The organism is Arthrobacter sp. TJ-58, from assembly GCF_058269295.1.
Genome location: NZ_JBZCNM010000001.1, coordinates 797,644 through 815,980 on the forward strand (window position 1 = coordinate 797,644; position 18,337 = coordinate 815,980).

10 protein-coding genes and 1 pseudogene are annotated in these 18,337 nt (G+C 64.9%); 7 read left to right on the top strand and 4 right to left on the bottom strand.

The window, feature by feature from the left end:
• Positions 1–8 precede the first annotated feature (8 nt).
• The 3 genes and pseudogenes from AC4D2W_RS03690 to coaE form a co-directional block, all read right to left on the bottom strand.
• A pseudogene (locus AC4D2W_RS03690) lies at positions 9–1,004 on the bottom strand (TerC family protein); the annotation flags it as partial.
• A 175-nt stretch (positions 1,005–1,179) separates the two neighbouring features.
• A complete protein-coding gene (uvrB, locus tag AC4D2W_RS03695; protein WP_490925543.1) occupies positions 1,180–3,270 on the bottom strand; it encodes an excinuclease ABC subunit UvrB in 2,091 nt (696 codons plus the stop codon).
• 51 nt (positions 3,271–3,321) lie between these two features.
• Positions 3,322–3,936 carry a dephospho-CoA kinase gene (gene coaE / locus AC4D2W_RS03700; protein ID WP_490925544.1) on the bottom strand — a complete coding sequence of 205 codons (615 nt, stop codon included), beginning with the start codon at positions 3,934–3,936 and terminating at the stop codon, positions 3,322–3,324.
• Between the two features lie 69 nt (positions 3,937–4,005).
• Between coaE and AC4D2W_RS03705 the strand changes: the two genes are divergently transcribed.
• Both AC4D2W_RS03705 and AC4D2W_RS03710 read left to right on the top strand, forming a co-directional pair.
• Positions 4,006–4,680 carry an IMPACT family protein gene (locus AC4D2W_RS03705; RefSeq protein ID WP_490925545.1) on the top strand — a complete coding sequence of 225 codons (675 nt, stop codon included), beginning with the start codon at positions 4,006–4,008 and terminating at the stop codon, positions 4,678–4,680.
• A complete protein-coding gene (locus tag AC4D2W_RS03710; RefSeq protein ID WP_490925546.1) occupies positions 4,665–5,846 on the top strand; it encodes a class I SAM-dependent methyltransferase in 1,182 nt (393 codons plus the stop codon). The genes AC4D2W_RS03705 and AC4D2W_RS03710 overlap by 16 nt, the downstream gene beginning before the upstream one ends.
• Here AC4D2W_RS03710 and pulA read toward each other — a convergent pair.
• The gene (gene pulA, locus AC4D2W_RS03715) at positions 5,843–12,082 is read right to left on the bottom strand and encodes a pullulanase-type alpha-1,6-glucosidase (protein WP_490925547.1); all 6,240 of its coding nucleotides are present in this window, start codon (positions 12,080–12,082) and stop codon (positions 5,843–5,845) included. The two genes, AC4D2W_RS03710 and pulA, sit on opposite strands and share 4 nt — an antisense overlap.
• A gap of 477 nt (positions 12,083–12,559) precedes the next feature.
• Between pulA and AC4D2W_RS03720 the strand changes: the two genes are divergently transcribed.
• From AC4D2W_RS03720 to AC4D2W_RS03740, 5 genes are all read left to right on the top strand, one after another.
• Positions 12,560–13,819, top strand: a complete 1,260-nt coding sequence (locus tag AC4D2W_RS03720; protein WP_490926014.1) for an ABC transporter substrate-binding protein — start codon at positions 12,560–12,562, stop codon at positions 13,817–13,819.
• Positions 13,820–13,882: 63 nt separating this feature from the next.
• Entirely contained in the window at positions 13,883–14,866 is a 984-nt protein-coding gene (locus AC4D2W_RS03725) for a carbohydrate ABC transporter permease (protein WP_490925548.1), read from the top strand.
• Entirely contained in the window at positions 14,863–15,780 is a 918-nt protein-coding gene (locus AC4D2W_RS03730; protein WP_490925549.1) for a carbohydrate ABC transporter permease, read from the top strand. Before AC4D2W_RS03725 ends, AC4D2W_RS03730 begins: the two co-directional genes overlap by 4 nt.
• Positions 15,780–17,237, top strand: a complete 1,458-nt coding sequence (locus tag AC4D2W_RS03735) for a GH1 family beta-glucosidase (protein ID WP_490925550.1) — start codon at positions 15,780–15,782, stop codon at positions 17,235–17,237. The genes AC4D2W_RS03730 and AC4D2W_RS03735 overlap by 1 nt, the downstream gene beginning before the upstream one ends.
• Positions 17,238–17,360: 123 nt before the next feature.
• Complete coding sequence (locus tag AC4D2W_RS03740; protein WP_490926015.1) at positions 17,361–18,335, top strand: LacI family DNA-binding transcriptional regulator; 975 nt, start codon at positions 17,361–17,363, stop codon at positions 18,333–18,335.
• Positions 18,336–18,337 lie beyond the last annotated feature (2 nt).

An 18,337-nucleotide genomic window follows, 5' to 3' on the forward strand; every position in this document is an offset into this window, starting at 1 on the left:
AGGGCGTTCTCCAGCGAGGCAACAGCCTGGACTGCCTTGGCCTTGGGGCTGAGCAGCGAGGCGACGGTGGCGACGATGATGGTGCCCAGGATGACAGCCAGGGAAACAAACGTGGGGATTTCCGGAGCCCAGCCAACGTGCTCGCCGCCGTTGATGAACGGCAGCTCATTCACGTGCAGTGCGTGCAGGATCAGCTTCACGCCAATGAAGGCCAGGATGACGGACAGGCCGTGCTTGAGGTAGATCAGGCGGTCCATCAGGCCACCCAGCAGGAAGTAGAGCTGGCGCAGGCCCATGAGCGCGAAGATGTTGGCGGTGAAGACAATGAAGGCGCTCTGGGTCAGGCCGAAGATGGCCGGAATGGAGTCAACGGCGAACATCAGATCGGTGACACCGATGGTGATGAAGACGATCAGCATGGGGGTGAAGACCTTCTTGCCGTCCAACGTCGTGCGGATCTTGCCCTGGTCAAACTTGTCGGTCATCGGCAGGACGTTGCGCAGCTTGCCGATCAGCTTGTTGTCACTGCCTTCGTCTTCATCCTCGCCGTTGTCCGTGGCCTGCTTGTACGCAGTCCACAGCAGGAACGCACCGAAGATGAAGAAGACCCAGCTGAAGTTCTCAATGATTGCGGCACCCAGGATGATGAAGATGCCGCGCAGGATGAGCGCAATGATAATGCCGAACATCAGCACTTCCTGCTGGTACTTACGAGGTACCGAGAAGCGGGCCATGATGATGATGAAGACAAAGAGGTTGTCCACGCTGAGGCTGTATTCAGTGACCCAGCCGGCAACAAACTGGCTGCCGTACTCCGGGCCGGTGAAAACAAACATGGCACCGGCGAAGACCAGCGCAAGCCCGATGTAGAAGGCGACCCACAGGCCGGCCTCCTTCATTGACGGCTCGTGGGGGCGCTTGACGACAAGCAGCAGGTCGAAAAGCAGGACGGCTCCGAGGGCGACAAAGGTGCCGACCTCGAAGACAACGGGTAACTCGGGCATGGGGATAAACCTTTCGGGCACGGCCAGAGGCGCAGGTCTCTCCGGCAGCCGTGGAGATCATCTCACACGGGTGCCCGCTGCACCCGGCGGGACGACGTCGCCCTGCGTGCTGACGGGTGCAGCGACAAAGGATACTCCCCTACGCTGCCTAGAAGTCTATCGCAGCACCGGCGGCTTACGCGTGCCCCGCGTTCTGCATCTGCCGCAGTTCCTTCTTCAAATCGCCCACTTCGTCGCGGAGCCGTGCCGCCAGTTCAAACTGCAGTTCCGCTGCCGCAGCGTGCATCTGCTCCGTCATCGAAGCGATCAGTCCGGCCAGGTCCTCCGCGGGAGCGGCGGCCAGGCCGTCCTTGCGGACGCCGCCCTTGCCCTTGCCCGTGGTCTTGCGGTTCTTCTTTTCGGCCGCCTCGGCCAGCAGGGCCCTGGTATCGGCGTCCTCCCGGGCCAGCGAGTCGGTGATGTCCGCAATTTTCTTCCGCAGCGGCTGCGGATCCACTCCGTGGTCCAGGTTGTATTTCACCTGGATGGCACGGCGGCGGTTGGTTTCATCGATGGCCTTGGCCATGGAGTCGGTGATCCGATCGGCGTACATGTGCACTTCGCCGGAGACGTTGCGGGCGGCACGGCCGATGGTCTGGATCAGCGAGGTGGACGAGCGCAGGAAGCCTTCCTTGTCCGCGTCGAGAATGGACACCAGTGACACCTCGGGAAGGTCCAAACCTTCACGGAGCAGGTTGATGCCCACGAGCACGTCGAAGGTGCCCATCCGCAGTTCGCGGAGCAGCTCGACGCGGCGCAGGGTGTCGACGTCGGAGTGCAGGTATTCCACCTTGACCCCGTGTTCCATCAGGTAGCCCGTCAGGTCCTCCGCCATGCGCTTGGTCAGCGTGGTGACCAGCACGCGCTCGTTCCGCTCGGTCCGGGTGCGGATCTCGCCCAGCAGGTCATCGATCTGGCCCTTGCTCGGCTTGACGATTACCTGCGGGTCCACCAGCCCGGTGGGACGGATGATCTGCTCCACGAAACCGTCGGACTTGGACAGCTCGTACTTGCCCGGCGTCGCGGACATGTACACGGTCTGGCCGATGCGTTCCAGGAACTCATCCCATTTCAGCGGCCGGTTGTCCATGGCCGAAGGCAGCCGGAAGCCGTGGTCCACCAGGGTCCGCTTGCGGGACATGTCCCCCTCGTACATGGCGCCGATCTGGGGAATCGTCACGTGGGACTCATCCACCACCAGCAGGAAGTCATCGGGGAAGTAGTCCAGCAGGCAGTGCGGGGCGGTGCCCGGCCCGCGGCCGTCAATGTGCCGGGAGTAGTTCTCGATGCCGTTGCAGAAGCCCATCTGCTGCATCATTTCCAGGTCATAAGTGGTGCGCATCCGCAGCCGCTGGGCTTCCACCAGCTTGTTCTGCGACTCCAGCTCGGCCAGCCGCACCTGCAGCTCGTCCTCGATCTGGCGGATGGCACGGTGCATGCGGTCTTCACCGGCTACATAGTGCGACGCCGGGAAGACGTACATTTCCGTTTCCTCGCGGATCACGTCCCCCGTGAGCGGATGCAGGGTGTAAATGTTCTCGATCTCATCGCCGAAGAACTCAATCCGCAGCGCGTTTTCCTCGTACATGGGGATGATCTCGACGGTGTCGCCGCGGACGCGGAAAGTGCCGCGGTGGAAGTCCATGTCGTTGCGGGCGTACTGCATGTTCACGAACCGGCGCAGCAGATCGTCACGGTTCATCTGCTGGCCCTTGCGCAGGGTGACCATGGCCTCGATGTATTCTTCGGGGGTTCCCAGACCGTAGATGCAGGACACAGTGGCCACCACAATGACGTCGCGGCGGGTCAGCAGCGCGTTGGTGGCGGAGTGGCGCAGCCGTTCGACTTCCTCGTTGATGGAGGAGTCCTTCTCAATGAAGGTGTCCGTCTGCGGCACGTACGCTTCGGGCTGGTAGTAGTCGTAGTAGGAGACGAAGTACTCCACCGCGTTGTTGGGCAGCAGTTCACGGAACTCGTTGGCCAGCTGCGCGGCCAGCGTCTTGTTCTGGACCATGACGAGCGTGGGCCGCTGGACCTGCTCCACCAGCCAGGCCGCCGTCGCACTCTTACCGGTACCGGTGGCACCGAGAAGGACCACGTCCTTTTCGCCGGCCTTGATGCGTTCGGCGAGTTCTTTAATGGCGGTGGGCTGGTCACCCGCCGGTGAATAATCGCTGATGACTTCGAAGGGGGCAACGACTCTCTTGATGTCCTGCGCAAGACTCATGATTAAAAGCTACTCCGCACTGCGGTCAGGTCCGGTCCTCAGCGCTGGCGGTTAGCTGAGGGCTGAACCCCGGTTCAGCGGAACCAGCCGGGTTTCCCACAGCCGGCGCACGGCGGCCGCCAGCTCCTCGGGGGTGCCGGTGTTGCGCAGGACGACGTCGGCTGCCGCGGCACGCTGCTCGGCCGTCGCCTGGGCGGCGATCCGGGCCCGCGCGGCGTCGGGCTCCATGCCGCGGTCGCGGACCATCCGGTCCAGCCGCACATCCTCGGGCGCCTCGACCACCAGGACGAAATCAAAGCTCGACGCCTGGCCGGTTTCCACCAGCAGGGGAATGTCCTGCACCAAAATGGCGTCCGCGGGTGCTTGCGCTGCCAGCTGCGCCGCACGGGCCCGCACCAGCGGATGAATGATGCCGTTGAGCACCTTCCGGCGGTCCTCGTCCCCGAAGATCACCGCCGCCAGTGCCGGACGGTCCAGGGAACCGTCCGGAGCCAGGATCCCGGGACCGAAGGCGTCGACGACGGCGGCAAGCCCGTCAGTGCCGGGTGCCACCACTTCGCGGGCCAGGGCATCGGCGTCGATAAGCACCGCGCCGCAGTCCACCAGGGTCCGGGCCGCCACGGATTTTCCGGCGGCGATCCCGCCGGTGAGTCCAACTTTGAGCATGCTGCCCAGCCTACCGCCGCCGGGAACCCACCAACGTCAGGCGCCCCCGCCGGCCACTAGACTGGAGGGGTGAGTGACATCGACGCGGCGGCGGGGCGCTACACCACCCTTGCCGGGGAACACCGCACGGAACTCGAGATCCGCCGCTCACGCTTCATTACGGTGCTGCGGCGCACCGAAACCGAAGAACAGGCCCGCGCGCTGGTCGCCGATCTGCGGCGCGAGTTCCACGATGCCCGGCACCACTGCAGCGCCTTTGTGCTGGGCCCCGGACGTGAAGTGCAGCGTTCCAGCGACGACGGCGAACCCTCCGGCACAGCCGGCATCCCCATGCTGGAAGCCCTGACCAAACGGGAAACCTTTAACGGCGCCACCGACCTCAGCGACATCACCGCTGTGACCGTCCGCTATTTCGGCGGCATCCTGCTGGGCGCCGGCGGGCTGGTGCGCGCCTACTCGGAATCCGTGTCCACGGCCCTGTCCACTGCTCCCCTGATCCGCCGCCGACGGATGCAGCTCTACTCCATACCGGCAGGCCACGCCGAAGCCGGCCGGCTGGAAAATGACCTCCGCACCGCCGGCATCAGCGTCACCGGCACGGAATACGGCCCGGCCGGGGCGACCATTACGGTGGCGCTGCCGGACACTCCCGGCAGCGCCGGCACCTTCCGCGACCGCCTGGCCGCTTTCACCGCAGGCGGCAGCACCCCCGAACCGCTGAAAACAGAATGGATCGACCTTTGACGCACTCCCCCGACCGGATTTCCCCGGACGCACCGGACTTTTCCTTTGAGTCCCTGAGCCGCCGGCCGGACGTTGAGGCAGAGAACCTGCAGGCCCATGACGCTGCCGACCGGCTGCTGCTGGACACCGCGGCGGAACGGCTGCGCGAAGATCCTGCCGGCGTCGTCGTGGTGGGAGATTCCTATGGTGCGCTGACCCTCGGCGCTGCCGCGCTGCACGGCGTCCGGGACCTGCGGGTACATCAGGATCCGTACTCGGGCGAGCTGGCCCTGGAACGCAACGCCCGTGCCGCCGGACTGGCGGGGACCTACCGGTCGCTGCCGCTGGACGCGGAACTGCTGGCAGGGGCACATACCGTGCTGCTGCGCCTGCCGCGCTCGCTGGACGCCCTCGAGGAAATTGCCGCGCTGATCGCCGCGCACGCCGGCCCTGACGTGGTGGTGTACGCCGGCGGACGGCTCAAGCACATGACCACAGCCATGAATGACGTCCTGGCGCGCTGGTTCGGCTCGGTTCAGGCCGGGCTGGCACGGCAGAAATCCCGGGTGCTGACCGTCTCCGGGCCGCTGCCCGCCGCGGCCCGCCCGGCCAACCGTTTTCCGCTGGCCCAGCAGCACGACGTCGGACTGGCGGTGCCGCTTCAGCTGCGGGCCCACGGTGCGGCCTTTGCCGGAGCAGCACTGGATATTGGCACCCGGTTCCTGCTGCCGCACCTTGCCGGAGCCCGGCAGGCGCACACCGCGGTGGACCTGGGCTGCGGAACCGGAGCCATTGCCGCGTATCTGGCACTGGCCCGTCCGTCCCTGCAGGTCACCGCCACCGATCAGTCAGCGGCCGCCGTCGCGTCCGCAACGGAGACCATGACCGCCAACGGCGTTGCGGACCGGGTGCAGGTTCGCCGCGGCGATGCCCTGGCCGGGCACCCGGACCGTTCCGCGGAGCTGATCGTGCTGAACCCGCCGTTCCATATCGGCGCCAGCGTGCACGCCGGAATAGCCCTGAAACTCTTCGCCGACGCCGGGCGGGTGCTGGCACCGGGCGGCGAGCTGTGGACCGTGTGGAACAGCCACCTGACCTACAAGTCCGCCTTGGCCCGGCTGGTGGGACCCACCCGTGAAGTGGCCCGCAATCCCAAATTCACGGTGACCGTCAGCACCCGCCGCTAAGCCCTCCTCACCAGCCTCCACACCCGCGGCAGCACCAGAACGGCACCGACGGCGAGCAGTGACAGCCCGAGCAGCCAGACCAGCCAGAGGTTGGCACCCGTGTCCGCCAGCGGACCGACCACCTGCAGCGGGGCCCGCGCCTCCTCCGAGGACCCCAGCCCGCTGACGCGGACGGCATGCGATCCGAGTTCAGTGTCAGCGGGAATGGTTACCTGCACCGTGACAGAGCCGTCCGCATCCGCTGCCTGTGCGGCCAGCAGCTTCGGGGTGGACTCGAGCCAGACCTGCACTGTTTCCCCGGCGTCGAAGCCGGTGCCGGTGACCGTGATGGTGTCGCCGGGCCGGACGGTTCCCGCGCTCAGCGTCACCGAGGCGTCCGGGTCGGCGGGATCGGTCGGGTCCGGGTTACCGGGGTCGCCCGGATTACCCGGGCCACCCGGATTCCCGGGATCCCCGGGCGCGTCGCTCTGAGGATCCAGGAGCACCGCAACACTGCGGCCGGGGACACTCACCGTGCCGGTGTCCGGCTGCCAGCTGCTCTGCTTCACCACGGGATCCGTTCCGTCCTGCTGCACCTGGGAAAGCGCATAGTCGCGGCCGGCCAGTTCCGGGATCGCCTGTACGGCAGCCGACGGCGCCGCATTGAAGACCACCAGAGCGCCGTCGAGGGCAGGATCGGCATCCGGCCCCGCGAGGTCATCGATGCTCATCACAATGAGGCCGGCGGTTGCCCCCGGCCCGCTGCCGGGAAAGGTCACCTTCTGTTCAATGAGATCGGCAGAGCCGAGCCGCAGCAGGTCAACGTCTGTCCGCAGGCGCAGCAGATCCAATGCTCCGGCCTCAGCCGAGGCGATGTCCGATTCAGCCGGAGCCAGTGCCGGATCCGCCAGCAGCGGAGCCATGAGAGGCCACTTTTCCTCGTTGTCCGCCGCGGGCGGCAGGCCGGAGCCGAACGTTGATTCGGAGCCGGTCCAGTCAATGCGGTTGAACCAGTCGCCCGAGTTGTAGCTGTTGCGGTCCAGCGATTTGGACCGCAGCAGCTCGGTTCCCGCGTGCCAGAACGACGGCGACTGCGAGAGCGTCACCGTGGCCAGCGACAGGGTGTTCATCCGCACCCGGTCCGCCATCGGCGTCGTCGTCGGCAGTTTCAACACTCCCAGGTCGTACAGCGTCTCGTTGTCGTGGGCGTCCACATAGTTGATGGTCTCCTGCGGCTCATCGGAGTATCCGGCCGCCTGGCCGTTGTAGTCGATCGCGTCCCCGCGCTTCACGCTTCCGTCCGCCGTCTCGAAGGAATAGCCTTTCAGGTTGCCGGCCAGGCCAAGCTTCACGAGGTCGGTCTGCTTCGCCAGAGCCGCGGCTGCGGCCTCGGGTGTGCCGTTGATCGCGTCCCCGTTCGGGTCGGTGGCCAGCCCGGTGCCGTAACCCTGCGCATAGGTCGATCCCGCATCGACGGGGCTGCCGCCGTGCACGGCATCGCGCAGCCGGTCGTTGAAGGTTCCAACGCCGGTTCCCGCGAGATTTCCCTGCGTAGCTTGCTCAAACAAGGCGTTGTCGGCGACTTCGCCGAAGTTCCAGCCCTCCCCGTACAGGTACACAGCCTTTCCGTCGACGCCGTCCTCAGCGAAGGTCAGCTCGTCCAGGGCCGCGCGGACGGCAAGCATGTTGGCCTTGGAGTGATGACCCATCAGGTCAAAGCGGAAGCCGTCAACCTTGTAGGCCTTGGCCCAGAGCACCACGGAGTCCACCATCAGCTTTTCGGCTGCTGAGTGTTCAGTGGCGACATTCTGGCAGCAGCTGGAGGTCTCCACATTTCCGGCCGCGTTCAGGCGCTGGTAGTAGCCGGGCACCACCCGGTCAAGCACACTCTTGGCCCCCTGGCCGGACTCGGCCGTGTGGTTGAACACCTCATCGAGCACCACCTGCAAACCGGTGGCATGCAGTGCCCCCACCATTTCCCGGAACTCGGAAACCCTCGCACCGCCTTCCGGGTCAACGGCATAGGACCCTTCCGGCACCGAGTAGTGCAACGGATCGTAGCCCCAGTTGAAGGCATCGGTGTCGGCGGCGGCAGCAACGCAGGCCTGCTGCTCGGAGGAGGCCGGTCCGTAGCCGGCGAGGTCGCAGTCCGGCTCCCGGCGGGCCTGCGGATCCTCGTTGATGGAGGCGATGTCGAAGGTGGGCAGCAGGTGCACCGTGTTGATGCCGGCCTCCGCCAGCTGGCGCAGCTGCCGGGTTCCCGCACTGTCGCGGGTAAATGCGCGGTAGGTTCCGCGCTCTTCGGCCGGAACCTCCGGATCCCCCGCCGAGAAGTCACGCACATGCAGTTCGTAGATGGAACGGTCGGCGGGCTTGTCGATGACCGGCGCCTCAGTGTCCTCCCAGAGCTGCGGCTTCCAGCGGTCCGCGTCCAGGTTGACCGCAACCGAGCGTTCCGAGTTGCGGGTGAGACCCACGGAATACGGATCGGTTACCGAGTTGGTTTCGACGGCGCCGGTTGCCGGGGCGTAGACGCGCACCGACCAGCGGTACTCCGCTCCTTCGGAAATGGCCGGATCGGTCACCGACCACGTTCCGTCGGTGCCGTTCCATGCAGCGGGCAGCACTTTCGGTGCCCCCGGTTCGCCGCCGGGGAAGACCTCCAGGGACACGTCCTGTGCGGTGGGCGCCCAGAGGCGCAGAGTGGGAACGTCATTGCGCCAGCTCACCCCGAGCGTCGCGGAGCCCAGATTGGCTGCGTAGAGGTCGTCCAGCACGCCGGGGATCTGCACCCCGGTCAGGGCCTCCAATTCGGTCCCGCTCGACTGAGATACCTGCAGCTGCTCGCTCAGGAAGCCCTGCACCGCAGCGCGGTCCAGGCCCTCCGGGTGCAGCGCCACGTAGCTGGCAAGCGCCGGAAAGGCTGCCAACTGATCAGCCGAGAGCCCGGCCGGGTCGTAGGTCAGGTCCACACTCTCGCCGCCGGATATCCCGGATTCCGCTGCATCATCAGGTTCAATGTCGGCGTCTGCGGAGTGGTGCAGGCTCCAGCTGGCTGTCGCCGGGTCCGTTTCCCCCAGCAGGGAGACTGGCCAGGCGATCGTGTCTGCACTGACCCAGTGGGCACGCAGCTCACCGGTGCCGGCAACCGGCGGGTCAGCGAGCACAATCTCGAGTTCATGGGTGGCCAGCGTGTAGCGGAAGGTGACGAGCTTTCCCTGCGCTGCCGTGAAGGCATAGTTGGCGCCGCCCGGAACACCGCCGACGCCGTAATTCTCGTCCCATGAAAGACCGTGTGCCGGTTTGACCTCGTAGCTGCCTGCGGGGATCCGGTCGCTCGACCACTCGTAGACGCCGTCGCCGTCGCCGTCCTGCAGCCAGCTCGCCAGGCAATCCGGCTGCCAGTCACTCGGACAGCCGATCTCGCTCTGGAAACTCCCGGGGGCCGTGATCACCGGACCCTGTGCAGTGTTCTGGACCTGGTGGGTGGCGGGGTCAAAATAGAACGTAACCGGACCGCCGGGCGCGGTGTAGGCAATGTTGGGACCGTCCGCGGCCCCGTTGGCCCCGTAGCTGAGGTCCCAGGAACCGTTGATGGCGACTTTGTATTCGTAATCCCCGGCCGGCATGTCAAAGGTGCCCGTGTAGATTCCGTCGGCGCGCTTGGTGAGTTTTGCCGCTTCGCAGGCGGGCGTCCAGTCTCCGGCGCAGCCCATCTCGCTGTTGTGGCTGCCCGGAACGGTGACCAGGTTCAGTTCCTGCTCGGGCGGGTCCACGACGACGGTGGTGACTGCGTTGCCCACCGAAGCATAGGTGGAGGCCGCCGCGTGCCGGCCGGCGGCGTCGGTCGTCACTGCACGGTACTCGATCAGGGTGCCGGCCGGCAGCGCGTCGACGTCGTGGAAGACGCGGGGCGCGGTTGTCTCGGCCGTGCCGAGATCGGTCCACTCGGTGCCGCCAACCTCCCGCCAGGCGAAGCTGGTCTGCTGCCAGGTGCTGTCAGGAATGTCGGCTTCCACGGCGCTGGCACCGCTGAGGCCGGCACCGGCGGTCGGGGCGCTGACGGTGATGGCTTCCGGGGCCGCGGGGGCCGCCACGGCTGTGCCGGCTTTGAACACCACCGATCCCAGGGCCGGTACGGTGACGGACACGACGCCGTCGGCATCCGATGCCAGGGCAGCTTCCGTTCCGTACAGCGGTGCGAAGGCTGCCTGCTTGGTCAGCGTTGGAACATTGACCGTTTTGGCCTCCGCTGAGTTATTCACTGCCACGAGGTATTCCGTCTTTTCCGCCTGGTCCACGCGGGAGAAGGCGTAAACACCGGGACCGTCGTCGGCGTACCGCTCGATCTGGGCTCCCGAGGAGAGCGCCGGGTGCGCCTCGCGGAGGGCTGCGAGTCCGGCAATGTGCGTATAAAGCGGGGCAGCGGTGTCAAAGCGGTCATTGGATCCCAGCTGCTCGCCGGTGATGAGCAACTGGTCGGTGTACTCGCTCACCCGGCTGCCAAACATCGACTGGCGCGCGGCGCGGTCATTGCCCTGGCCGGCCCCGGCGAAGCCCTGTTCGTCACCGTAGTAGACCACCGGCTGGCCGCGGGTGAGGAACATGAGTTCGTGGGCCAGTTCATCACGCTGCAGGGCATCGTCGGTGTTTTGCAGGAAATAGCCGACGCGGCCCATGTCGTGGTTGCCCAGGAAGGTCGGCAGCGCAGTCGCTGAGCTGTGCGGAGTGGTGTAGTAATCGTCACCCGCGAACAGATTGGAAAGGCCCCGTGCCGAATTGCCGGAGGCGTAACCCACTGCCTGCGACTGGAAGGTGAAATCAAGCACTGAATTCATATCGGTGCTGCGCACATAAGGCGAGGTTTTCTTGGGATCGGCGTCATAAACCTCGCCAAACATAAAGAAATCCGGCTTGCCGACCGAGGCGGCATAGTCCTTAACCCGGGTGGTCCACTTTTCCCAGAATTCGAAATTCACGTGTTTGACCGTGTCAATGCGGAATCCGTCGATGCCGCGGTCAATCCACTGGTTATAGACGTCGGCAAAACCGTCCACCACCGAAGGGTCTTCAGTCATCAGGTCATCGAGGCCGGAGAAATCTCCAAACGTGGTGGACTCGCCTTCAAAGGTCGAGTCGCCGCGGTTGTGGTAGATGGCGGGGTCATTGAGCCAGCCGGGAACCTTGACGTCCTTTTCGGCGTCCGCAACCTCCGGGACGTAGGGGAAGCTCGTCGCCCGGTCCAGCTCCGGGAAGTTGTCCGTTCCCGCGTAGTCGGCCGGATCAAATGCCGTTCCACCGGCATCCTTGTACGGCGCAGTTTCCTGGTCGATGTAGGAATACTGCCCGCCCTGATAGGAAATCACATCCGCGGTGTGGTTGGTGATGATGTCGAAGTACACCTTCATGCCCTTGGCATGCGCCTCGTCAATGAGGGCTTCCAGTTCTGCGTTGGTTCCAAGGTGCGGGTCGATCTGCGTAAAGTCGGTGATCCAGTAACCGTGGTAGCCGGCTGAGGCATCCGCCCCGGAACCCTGCACGGGCTTGTTCTTGAAGCTCGGCGTCAGCCAGATGGCCGTAGTGCCGAGGTTCTGGATGTAGTCCAGCTGTGAGCGGAGACCGGCAAGATCGCCGCCGTTGTAGAAGCCGGTGTTGGTGGGGTCGTAGCCGGTGGCGAGACGGTCACCGGCCAGGCCGCCGGTGTCGTTGGACGGATCGGCGTTGTCAAAACGGTCGGTCATCGCAAAGTAGAAGACATTGTCCGCACCGGCCTGGCGCACCGGCGGGGCCACCAGGGCGTCGTCATCGGCCGAGTAAGCCTCCCGCAGGTCCAGCGGCGTGAGGCCGGCCCGGTGCGTGGTGTCGTCGAAGACGAAGCGGATGCGGGAGTCCCCGGCAATCGAGAGCGGAATGTTGTCTGCTCCGCCGTCCAGCCCGTAAGCCTCGTCCCAGCCGTCATTCACTGCGACCTTGTACTCGTAACTCCCGGCGGGCAGGGTGAACTCCGCTGCATAAACGCCGGGGACGTCGGTGGGTGCCAGCTCAGTCTCGCCGCACTCGGGGGCCCAGTCCGCGTCGCAGCCAAGTTCGGACTGGAGGCTGCCCGTAAGCGCAAAAGTGCGCGGGTCTTCGGCGGTTGCAGAGCTTACCGGCACCGCCATCAGCCCGGCCGCGGCAAGCACGCCAATAAGTCCCCGTGCTGTCCCCCGTGTTGTCCCCCGGGCGACCCAGCCGCGCGTACGTGTACCCCTAGTCATCATTGACTCCCGTTTTTGGACGCGGCACAGTGCCATCGACATTGCGAGGAACACTAACAACGCAGTGGCTCGCGTGTAAACGCTTTCAGATGATTTTTTCTTACCGGCGCCTGTTGAGGAGCCCTGGCCCGCAGCTGCACTTTCCCGATTATCCGTTTTATGCAAACGCTTGCTGCGACGCAGCAGAGATCCGCCGGCATTCTGAGAGAGCGCTCTCTTGACAGTGATCGTTATCACTCCTAGGGTGAGGTCCAAGTCAAGAGAGCGCTCTCTGGAAATCTTTGAATTCCTCCTGGGCGCATGGCTCCATTCGAAGTCTCCATCCCTTCCCGCTTCCGTCGATTACGCCTGTCCGCCTCCAAAGGACACGGTCCGCCTGCTTCGGGAATTGTTTTTGCACTACCCACACACAAAGGAGTGACAGTGAAGAATTTCAGACATCCGGCAGCAGCCGTTGCGGGCGCCGCAATCGTGGCCATGCTGGCAGTTGGCTGCGGCAGCGGTGACACCGAAGCGGCAAGCGAGGACAACCCCATTGAGCTGAGCGTTACCACCTTCGGAACCTTCGGCTATGACGATCTGTACGCCGAGTACATGGAAGCCAATCCCGGCATCGAGATCAAGCCGACCAACATCGACACCGGTGGCAACGCCCGCACGGATCTGTTCACCAAGCTTGGAGCCGGTTCCGGCGTCAGTGACGTGGTAGCCATCGAAGAGGGCTGGCTCGGCGCAATCATGGAGGTGTCCGACAAGTTCGTGGACCTCAATGAGTACGGCGCAGCCGACATCAAGGACAACTGGGTCGACTGGAAGTATGAGCAGGGCACCGACGCCGACGGCCGCGTCATTGGCTACGGCACCGACATTGGCCCGCAGGGCCTGTGCTACAACGGAAAGCTGTTCGAGGCCGCCGGCCTTCCGAGCGACCGCGCAGCAGTTGCCGAACTCTTCGGCGGGGATGACGCCAGCTGGGACAAGTACTTCGAACTGGGCCGCGCCTACCACGAAAAGACCGGCAAGGCCTGGTATGACCAGTCAGGATTCGTCTGGAACTCCATGGTCAACCAGATGGAGGAAGGCTATTACACCGCCGACGGCGAGCTGAACATTGACGGTAACGACGCCATGAAGAAGCAGTTCACCCAGCTGGCCGATGCCACCTCCGACGGCCTGTCCGGCAACCAGACGGAATGGGACTGGGGCAAGGGCCAGGCCTTCCTGGACGGCTCATTCGCCACGTTCGTCTGCCCGGGATGGATGCTCGGCACCATTCAGGGATCGATCGAATCCGCAGGCGGCGGAACTGACAGCGGCTGGGACTTCGCCGATGTCTTCCCCGGCGGTGCGTCAAACTGGGGCGGAGCCTTCCTCTCGGTTCCCGAAACCTCCAAGCACCCCGAAGAAGCAGCCAAGCTCGCAGCATGGCTGACCGATCCGGAGCAGCAGGTCAAGCAGAGCACTGCAGCCAACAACTTCCCCAGCACCGTAAAGGCGCAGGAGGAACTCGCGGCGGCTGCCACCCCGAACGAGTACTTCAATGACGCACCCACCGGGTCCATTCTCGCTTCCCGCGCCGAAGGCGTAGTTGCCCAGTTCAAGGGCCCGGACGACTCCGTCATCCAGGAAAACGTCTTTGGTCCGGCACTGGACATGCTGGACAACGGCAGCGGCGACACCGACCAGGCCTGGGCCGAAGCGCTCAAGCTCCTCAACGAGCTGGTTGTCAACAACTAGCAACACCGGCTGCGGGGCCTCCGGCTACCACCGGAGGCCCCCCTATGGAGTGCGAGAAACCCCATGACCACCACACTGTCCCGTCCGCAGACGCACAACGCGGCCAAGCCGAAGCCCACCTTCCGGCAGCGCCTCAGCTTCTGGGACCTCAAGGCCTCCCCCTACCTGTACATCTCCCCCTTCTTCATCGTCTTTGCCGTCGTGGGGCTGTTCCCGCTCCTTTACACGTTCTACGTTTCGCTGCACGAGTGGCACCTTCTCAAGGGCCAGGGCGAATTTGTGGGACTGGCGAACTTCACCGGCGTGCTGAGTGACCGGTTCTTCTGGAACTCGCTGTTCAACACCTTCAGCATCTTCCTGCTCTCCGCCATCCCCCAGCTGGCAGTGGCCCTGTTCCTCGCCGCCGTCCTGGACCAGAATCTCCGCGCCAAAACCTTCTGGCGGATGAGTGTCCTGCTGCCCTACGTCGTCACTCCGGTGGCGGTCGCCCTGATCTTCACCAACATGTTCGATGAGCAGTACGGACTCATCAACACCATGCTGGGCAATCTGGGGATTGATCCGGTGCTCTGGAAGACGGACACCCTGCCCAGCCACTTGGCCCTGGCCACCATGGTCAACTGGCGGTGGACCGGCTACAACGCCCTGATCCTGCTGGCAGCCATGCAGGCAGTTCCCCGCGATATTTACGAATCCGCGGCGATCGACGGCGCCGGCCCCTTCCGGCGTTTCTTCAGCATCACGCTGCCGAGCATCCGCCCCACCATGATTTTTGTCGTCATCACCTCCACCATCGGCGGCCTGCAGATCTTTGCCGAGCCGCGGCTCTTCGATTCCGTGACGGCCGGCGGCAGCCAGCGCCAGTTCCAAACCACCGTTCTCTACCTCTGGGAGATGGCTTTCCAGCGGCAAAACTTTGGCCGGGCCTCCGCCATCGCCTGGATCCTTTTCCTGATCATCGTGCTGGTGGGCATAGTCAACTTCCTGATCTCCAAGAAAATCGCCACGGCGGACAGTAAGCCCCGCCGGGTTAGGAGCAAGCGATGAGCGTCCTTCAAAAGGCCGGTGCCGTACCCGGTACCGGAATTGATTCCGGCTCGGGCAAACCGGCACGTCCCGGATGGCGCCGGCAGTTGTTCGGCAGCACCCGGGGACCCGGCTTCCTCACCTACGGCATCCTCCTGGCCTTCCTGATCGGATCGGCGTATCCGCTGTGGTGGTCGACTGTCGTGGGTTCCCGGGGCAACGAGGCCCTCGGCTCGGACTGGCCCCCGCTGTGGCCCGGCGGAAACTTCTGGCACAACGTCGGCGAAGTCATGAATACGGTGCCGTTCTGGAAGGCGCTGGGCAACAGCCTGCTGATTTCCGGAACCATCACTGTGTCCGTCGTCGTGTTCTCCACCCTCGCCGGTTACGCCTTCGCCAAACTCAAGTTCCGCGGCCGCGGAGTCCTGATGGTCTCCGTTATTGCCACCATGGCCATTCCCACCCAACTCGGCATCATTCCGCTGTTCATGGTGATGCAGGAACTGGGCTGGACCGGCAAGGTCGGCGCCGTCATCGTGCCGAGCCTGGTCACGGCGTTCGGGGTGTTCTTCATGCGCCAGTACCTGGTGGACGTCATCCCGGATGAACTGATTGAGTCCGCCCGCATGGACGGAGCCAACATGATCCGCACGTTCTTCCACGTGGCACTGCCGGCCGCCAAGCCGGCCATGGCCATCCTGTCGCTGTTCACCTTCATGATGGCGTGGACCGACTTTATGTGGCCGCTGCTGGTCCTGGGCCCCGACAATCCCACGCTGCAGACCGCACTCAGCCAGCTGCAGTCGGCTCGGTACGTGGATTACTCCATCGTGCTGACCGGTGCCGTGCTGGCCACCATCCCCCTGCTGATCCTCTTTGTGGCAGCAGGCAAACAACTTATATCCGGAATTATGCAGGGAGCAGTGAAGGGCTAATGAACAACGAAAACCCCCAGTGGAACAACTGGCCGGACGGCTTCATCTGGGGATCGGCAACAGCTGCAGCCCAGGTTGAAGGCGCCGCCTGGGAAGACGGCAAGCAGGACTCCATTTGGGATGCCTTTGCCCGCACACCGGGAAACACGCTGAACGGGGACACTCCCGAAACGGCCGTGGACCACTATCACCGCATGCCCGCGGACGTCGCCCTGATGAAGGAACTGGGGCTGGACTCCTACCGGTTCTCCACCAGCTGGGCCCGCGTCCGTCCCGGCGGCGGACCCGTCAATGCCAAGGGGCTGGACTTCTACTCCCGCCTCGTGGACGAGCTCCTCGAAGCCGGCATCCTGCCCTGGCTCACGCTCTACCACTGGGATCTGCCGCAGGCCCTGGAGGAAGCCGGCGGATGGGCGAACAGGGACACCGCGTACCGGTTCGCCGAGTACGCGAATGACGTCTACACGGCGCTCGGCGACCGGGTACAGCACTGGACCACTTTCAACGAGCCCTTCTGCTCCTCGCTGCTGGGTTATGCCTCCGGCGTGCATGCCCCGGGCCGGCACGAACCCCGCGCTGCTGTTGCCGCCGTCCACCACCAGCACCTTGCCCACGGCCTTGCCGTGACGCAGCTGCGTGACCGCGGTGCGCAGCAGCTGGGCATCACCCTGAACCTGAGCAACTCCATCCCCCGGGATCCTTCCGATCCCGTAGACCTGGAGGCCGCCCGGCTCTTTGACTCCCTGCAGAACCGGATCTTCCTTGATCCCATCCTGCTGGGTGCCTATTCGCAGGACACGCTGCAGGACCTGGAACAGTTTGGCCTGGGCGACGTCATTGAGGACGGAGACTTGGGCATCATCGGGGCCCCGATCGACTTCCTGGGTGTCAACCATTACCACGATGACCTCATCAGCGGCCATCCTGACACCACCGGGGCCGACGGCCACTCGGGCGGATCAGGGCGCCCGGCGGTCTCACCGTGGATCGGTGCGGAGCACATCACGTTCCCGAGCCGCGGACTGCCGCGCACCGCGATGGACTGGGAGGTCAATCCGGACGGCCTGCGCAAGCTGCTGGTCCGCCTGGGCGAGGAGTATCCCATGTTGCCTCCGCTGTACGTCACCGAAAACGGCGCAGCCTACGACGACGTCGTCAGCGCCGACGGAAGCGTGCCCGACCCCGAGCGCACGCAGTTCATCCTGGACCACATTGCGGCGGTGGGCCGGGCGATTGAAGCGGGTGCAGATGTCCGCGGCTACTTTGTCTGGTCGCTGCTGGATAACTTCGAGTGGTCCTGGGGCTACAGCCGGCGCTTCGGCATTGTCCGCGTCGACTATGACACGCAGGCACGGACGGTCAAGGACAGCGGCCATGCCTACAGCCGCCATATTGCGGCCAGCCGGGCTGCCGGGCGTGCTGTCCAGGGCGGCGAGCCCGTGGCTCCCGTCGTGTGAGTACCCGTAACATGGGAACCCAGCCGCGACCCCGGCTCCACGGTGCAGGGAGAGATATCGGTGCAGGGAGAAATACCATTGAGTGCTGACTCCAGCCAGGCCAGGCCCGCCCCCACACTGGAAATGGTGGCGGCCCTGGCCGGAGTTTCCCGTGCCACGGTCTCACGCGTGGTGAACGGTGCCCCGTCCGTTGACCCGGACCTGGTCCACTCCGTGGAAAAGGCCGTCCGCACGCTGAACTACGTCCCGAACCGCGCGGCCAGAACCCTGGCCAGCCGGCGGACCTACACCGTGACGCTGCTGGTGCCCGAGTCCACGTCCAAAGTTTTCGCCGACCCGTTTTTCGCCACGGTGGTGGAAGGCGTCGCCCGGTACCTGAACACCACCGAGTACATGCTGAACATGGTCACTTCCTCCGAAGCAAATCCGGAGAAGACCCGGCGGTATCTGCTGGGCGGCAACGTGGACGGCGTCCTCGTCGTCTCCCACCACACCGGTGATAATTCCTGGGCGCGGCTGGACGGCTCCCTGCCGCTGGTCTTTGCCGGCCGTCCGCTCGTGAATGCCGATGACAGCTACTTCGTGGAAGTGGACAACGAGGAGGGCGCGGCTGCCGCCACGGCCCGGCTGGTGGAAACCGGACGGCGCCACATTGCCACCATCGCCGGACCGCAGGACATGCCTCCCGGCGTCGACCGCCTGGCCGGCTGGCGGTCAACGCTCCGAAAGGCCGGCCTGGATGATGCCCTGGTGGAAACCGGCGACTTCACCGTCACCTCCGGTGCGGCGGCCATGCGGCGGCTGCTGGACCGGGAGAAGCCGCTGGACGGTATCTTTGTGGCCAATGACCAGATGGCAGCCGGCGCCTACTCCGTCATCAAGGAACGAGGACTGCGCATTCCCGAGGACATCGCCGTCGTCGGCTTTGATGACGACTACTACGCCACCAGCCTGAGCCCGGCCCTGACCACCATCCACCACCCCATTGCGGCGCTTGGTGAGAAAATGGCCGAGCTCCTGGTGGAGCTGATCGAAGGGCGGCCCGCTGAACGCGTTCACCGCCTGCCCACATCCCTTGTTGTCCGAGAATCCGCATAGGA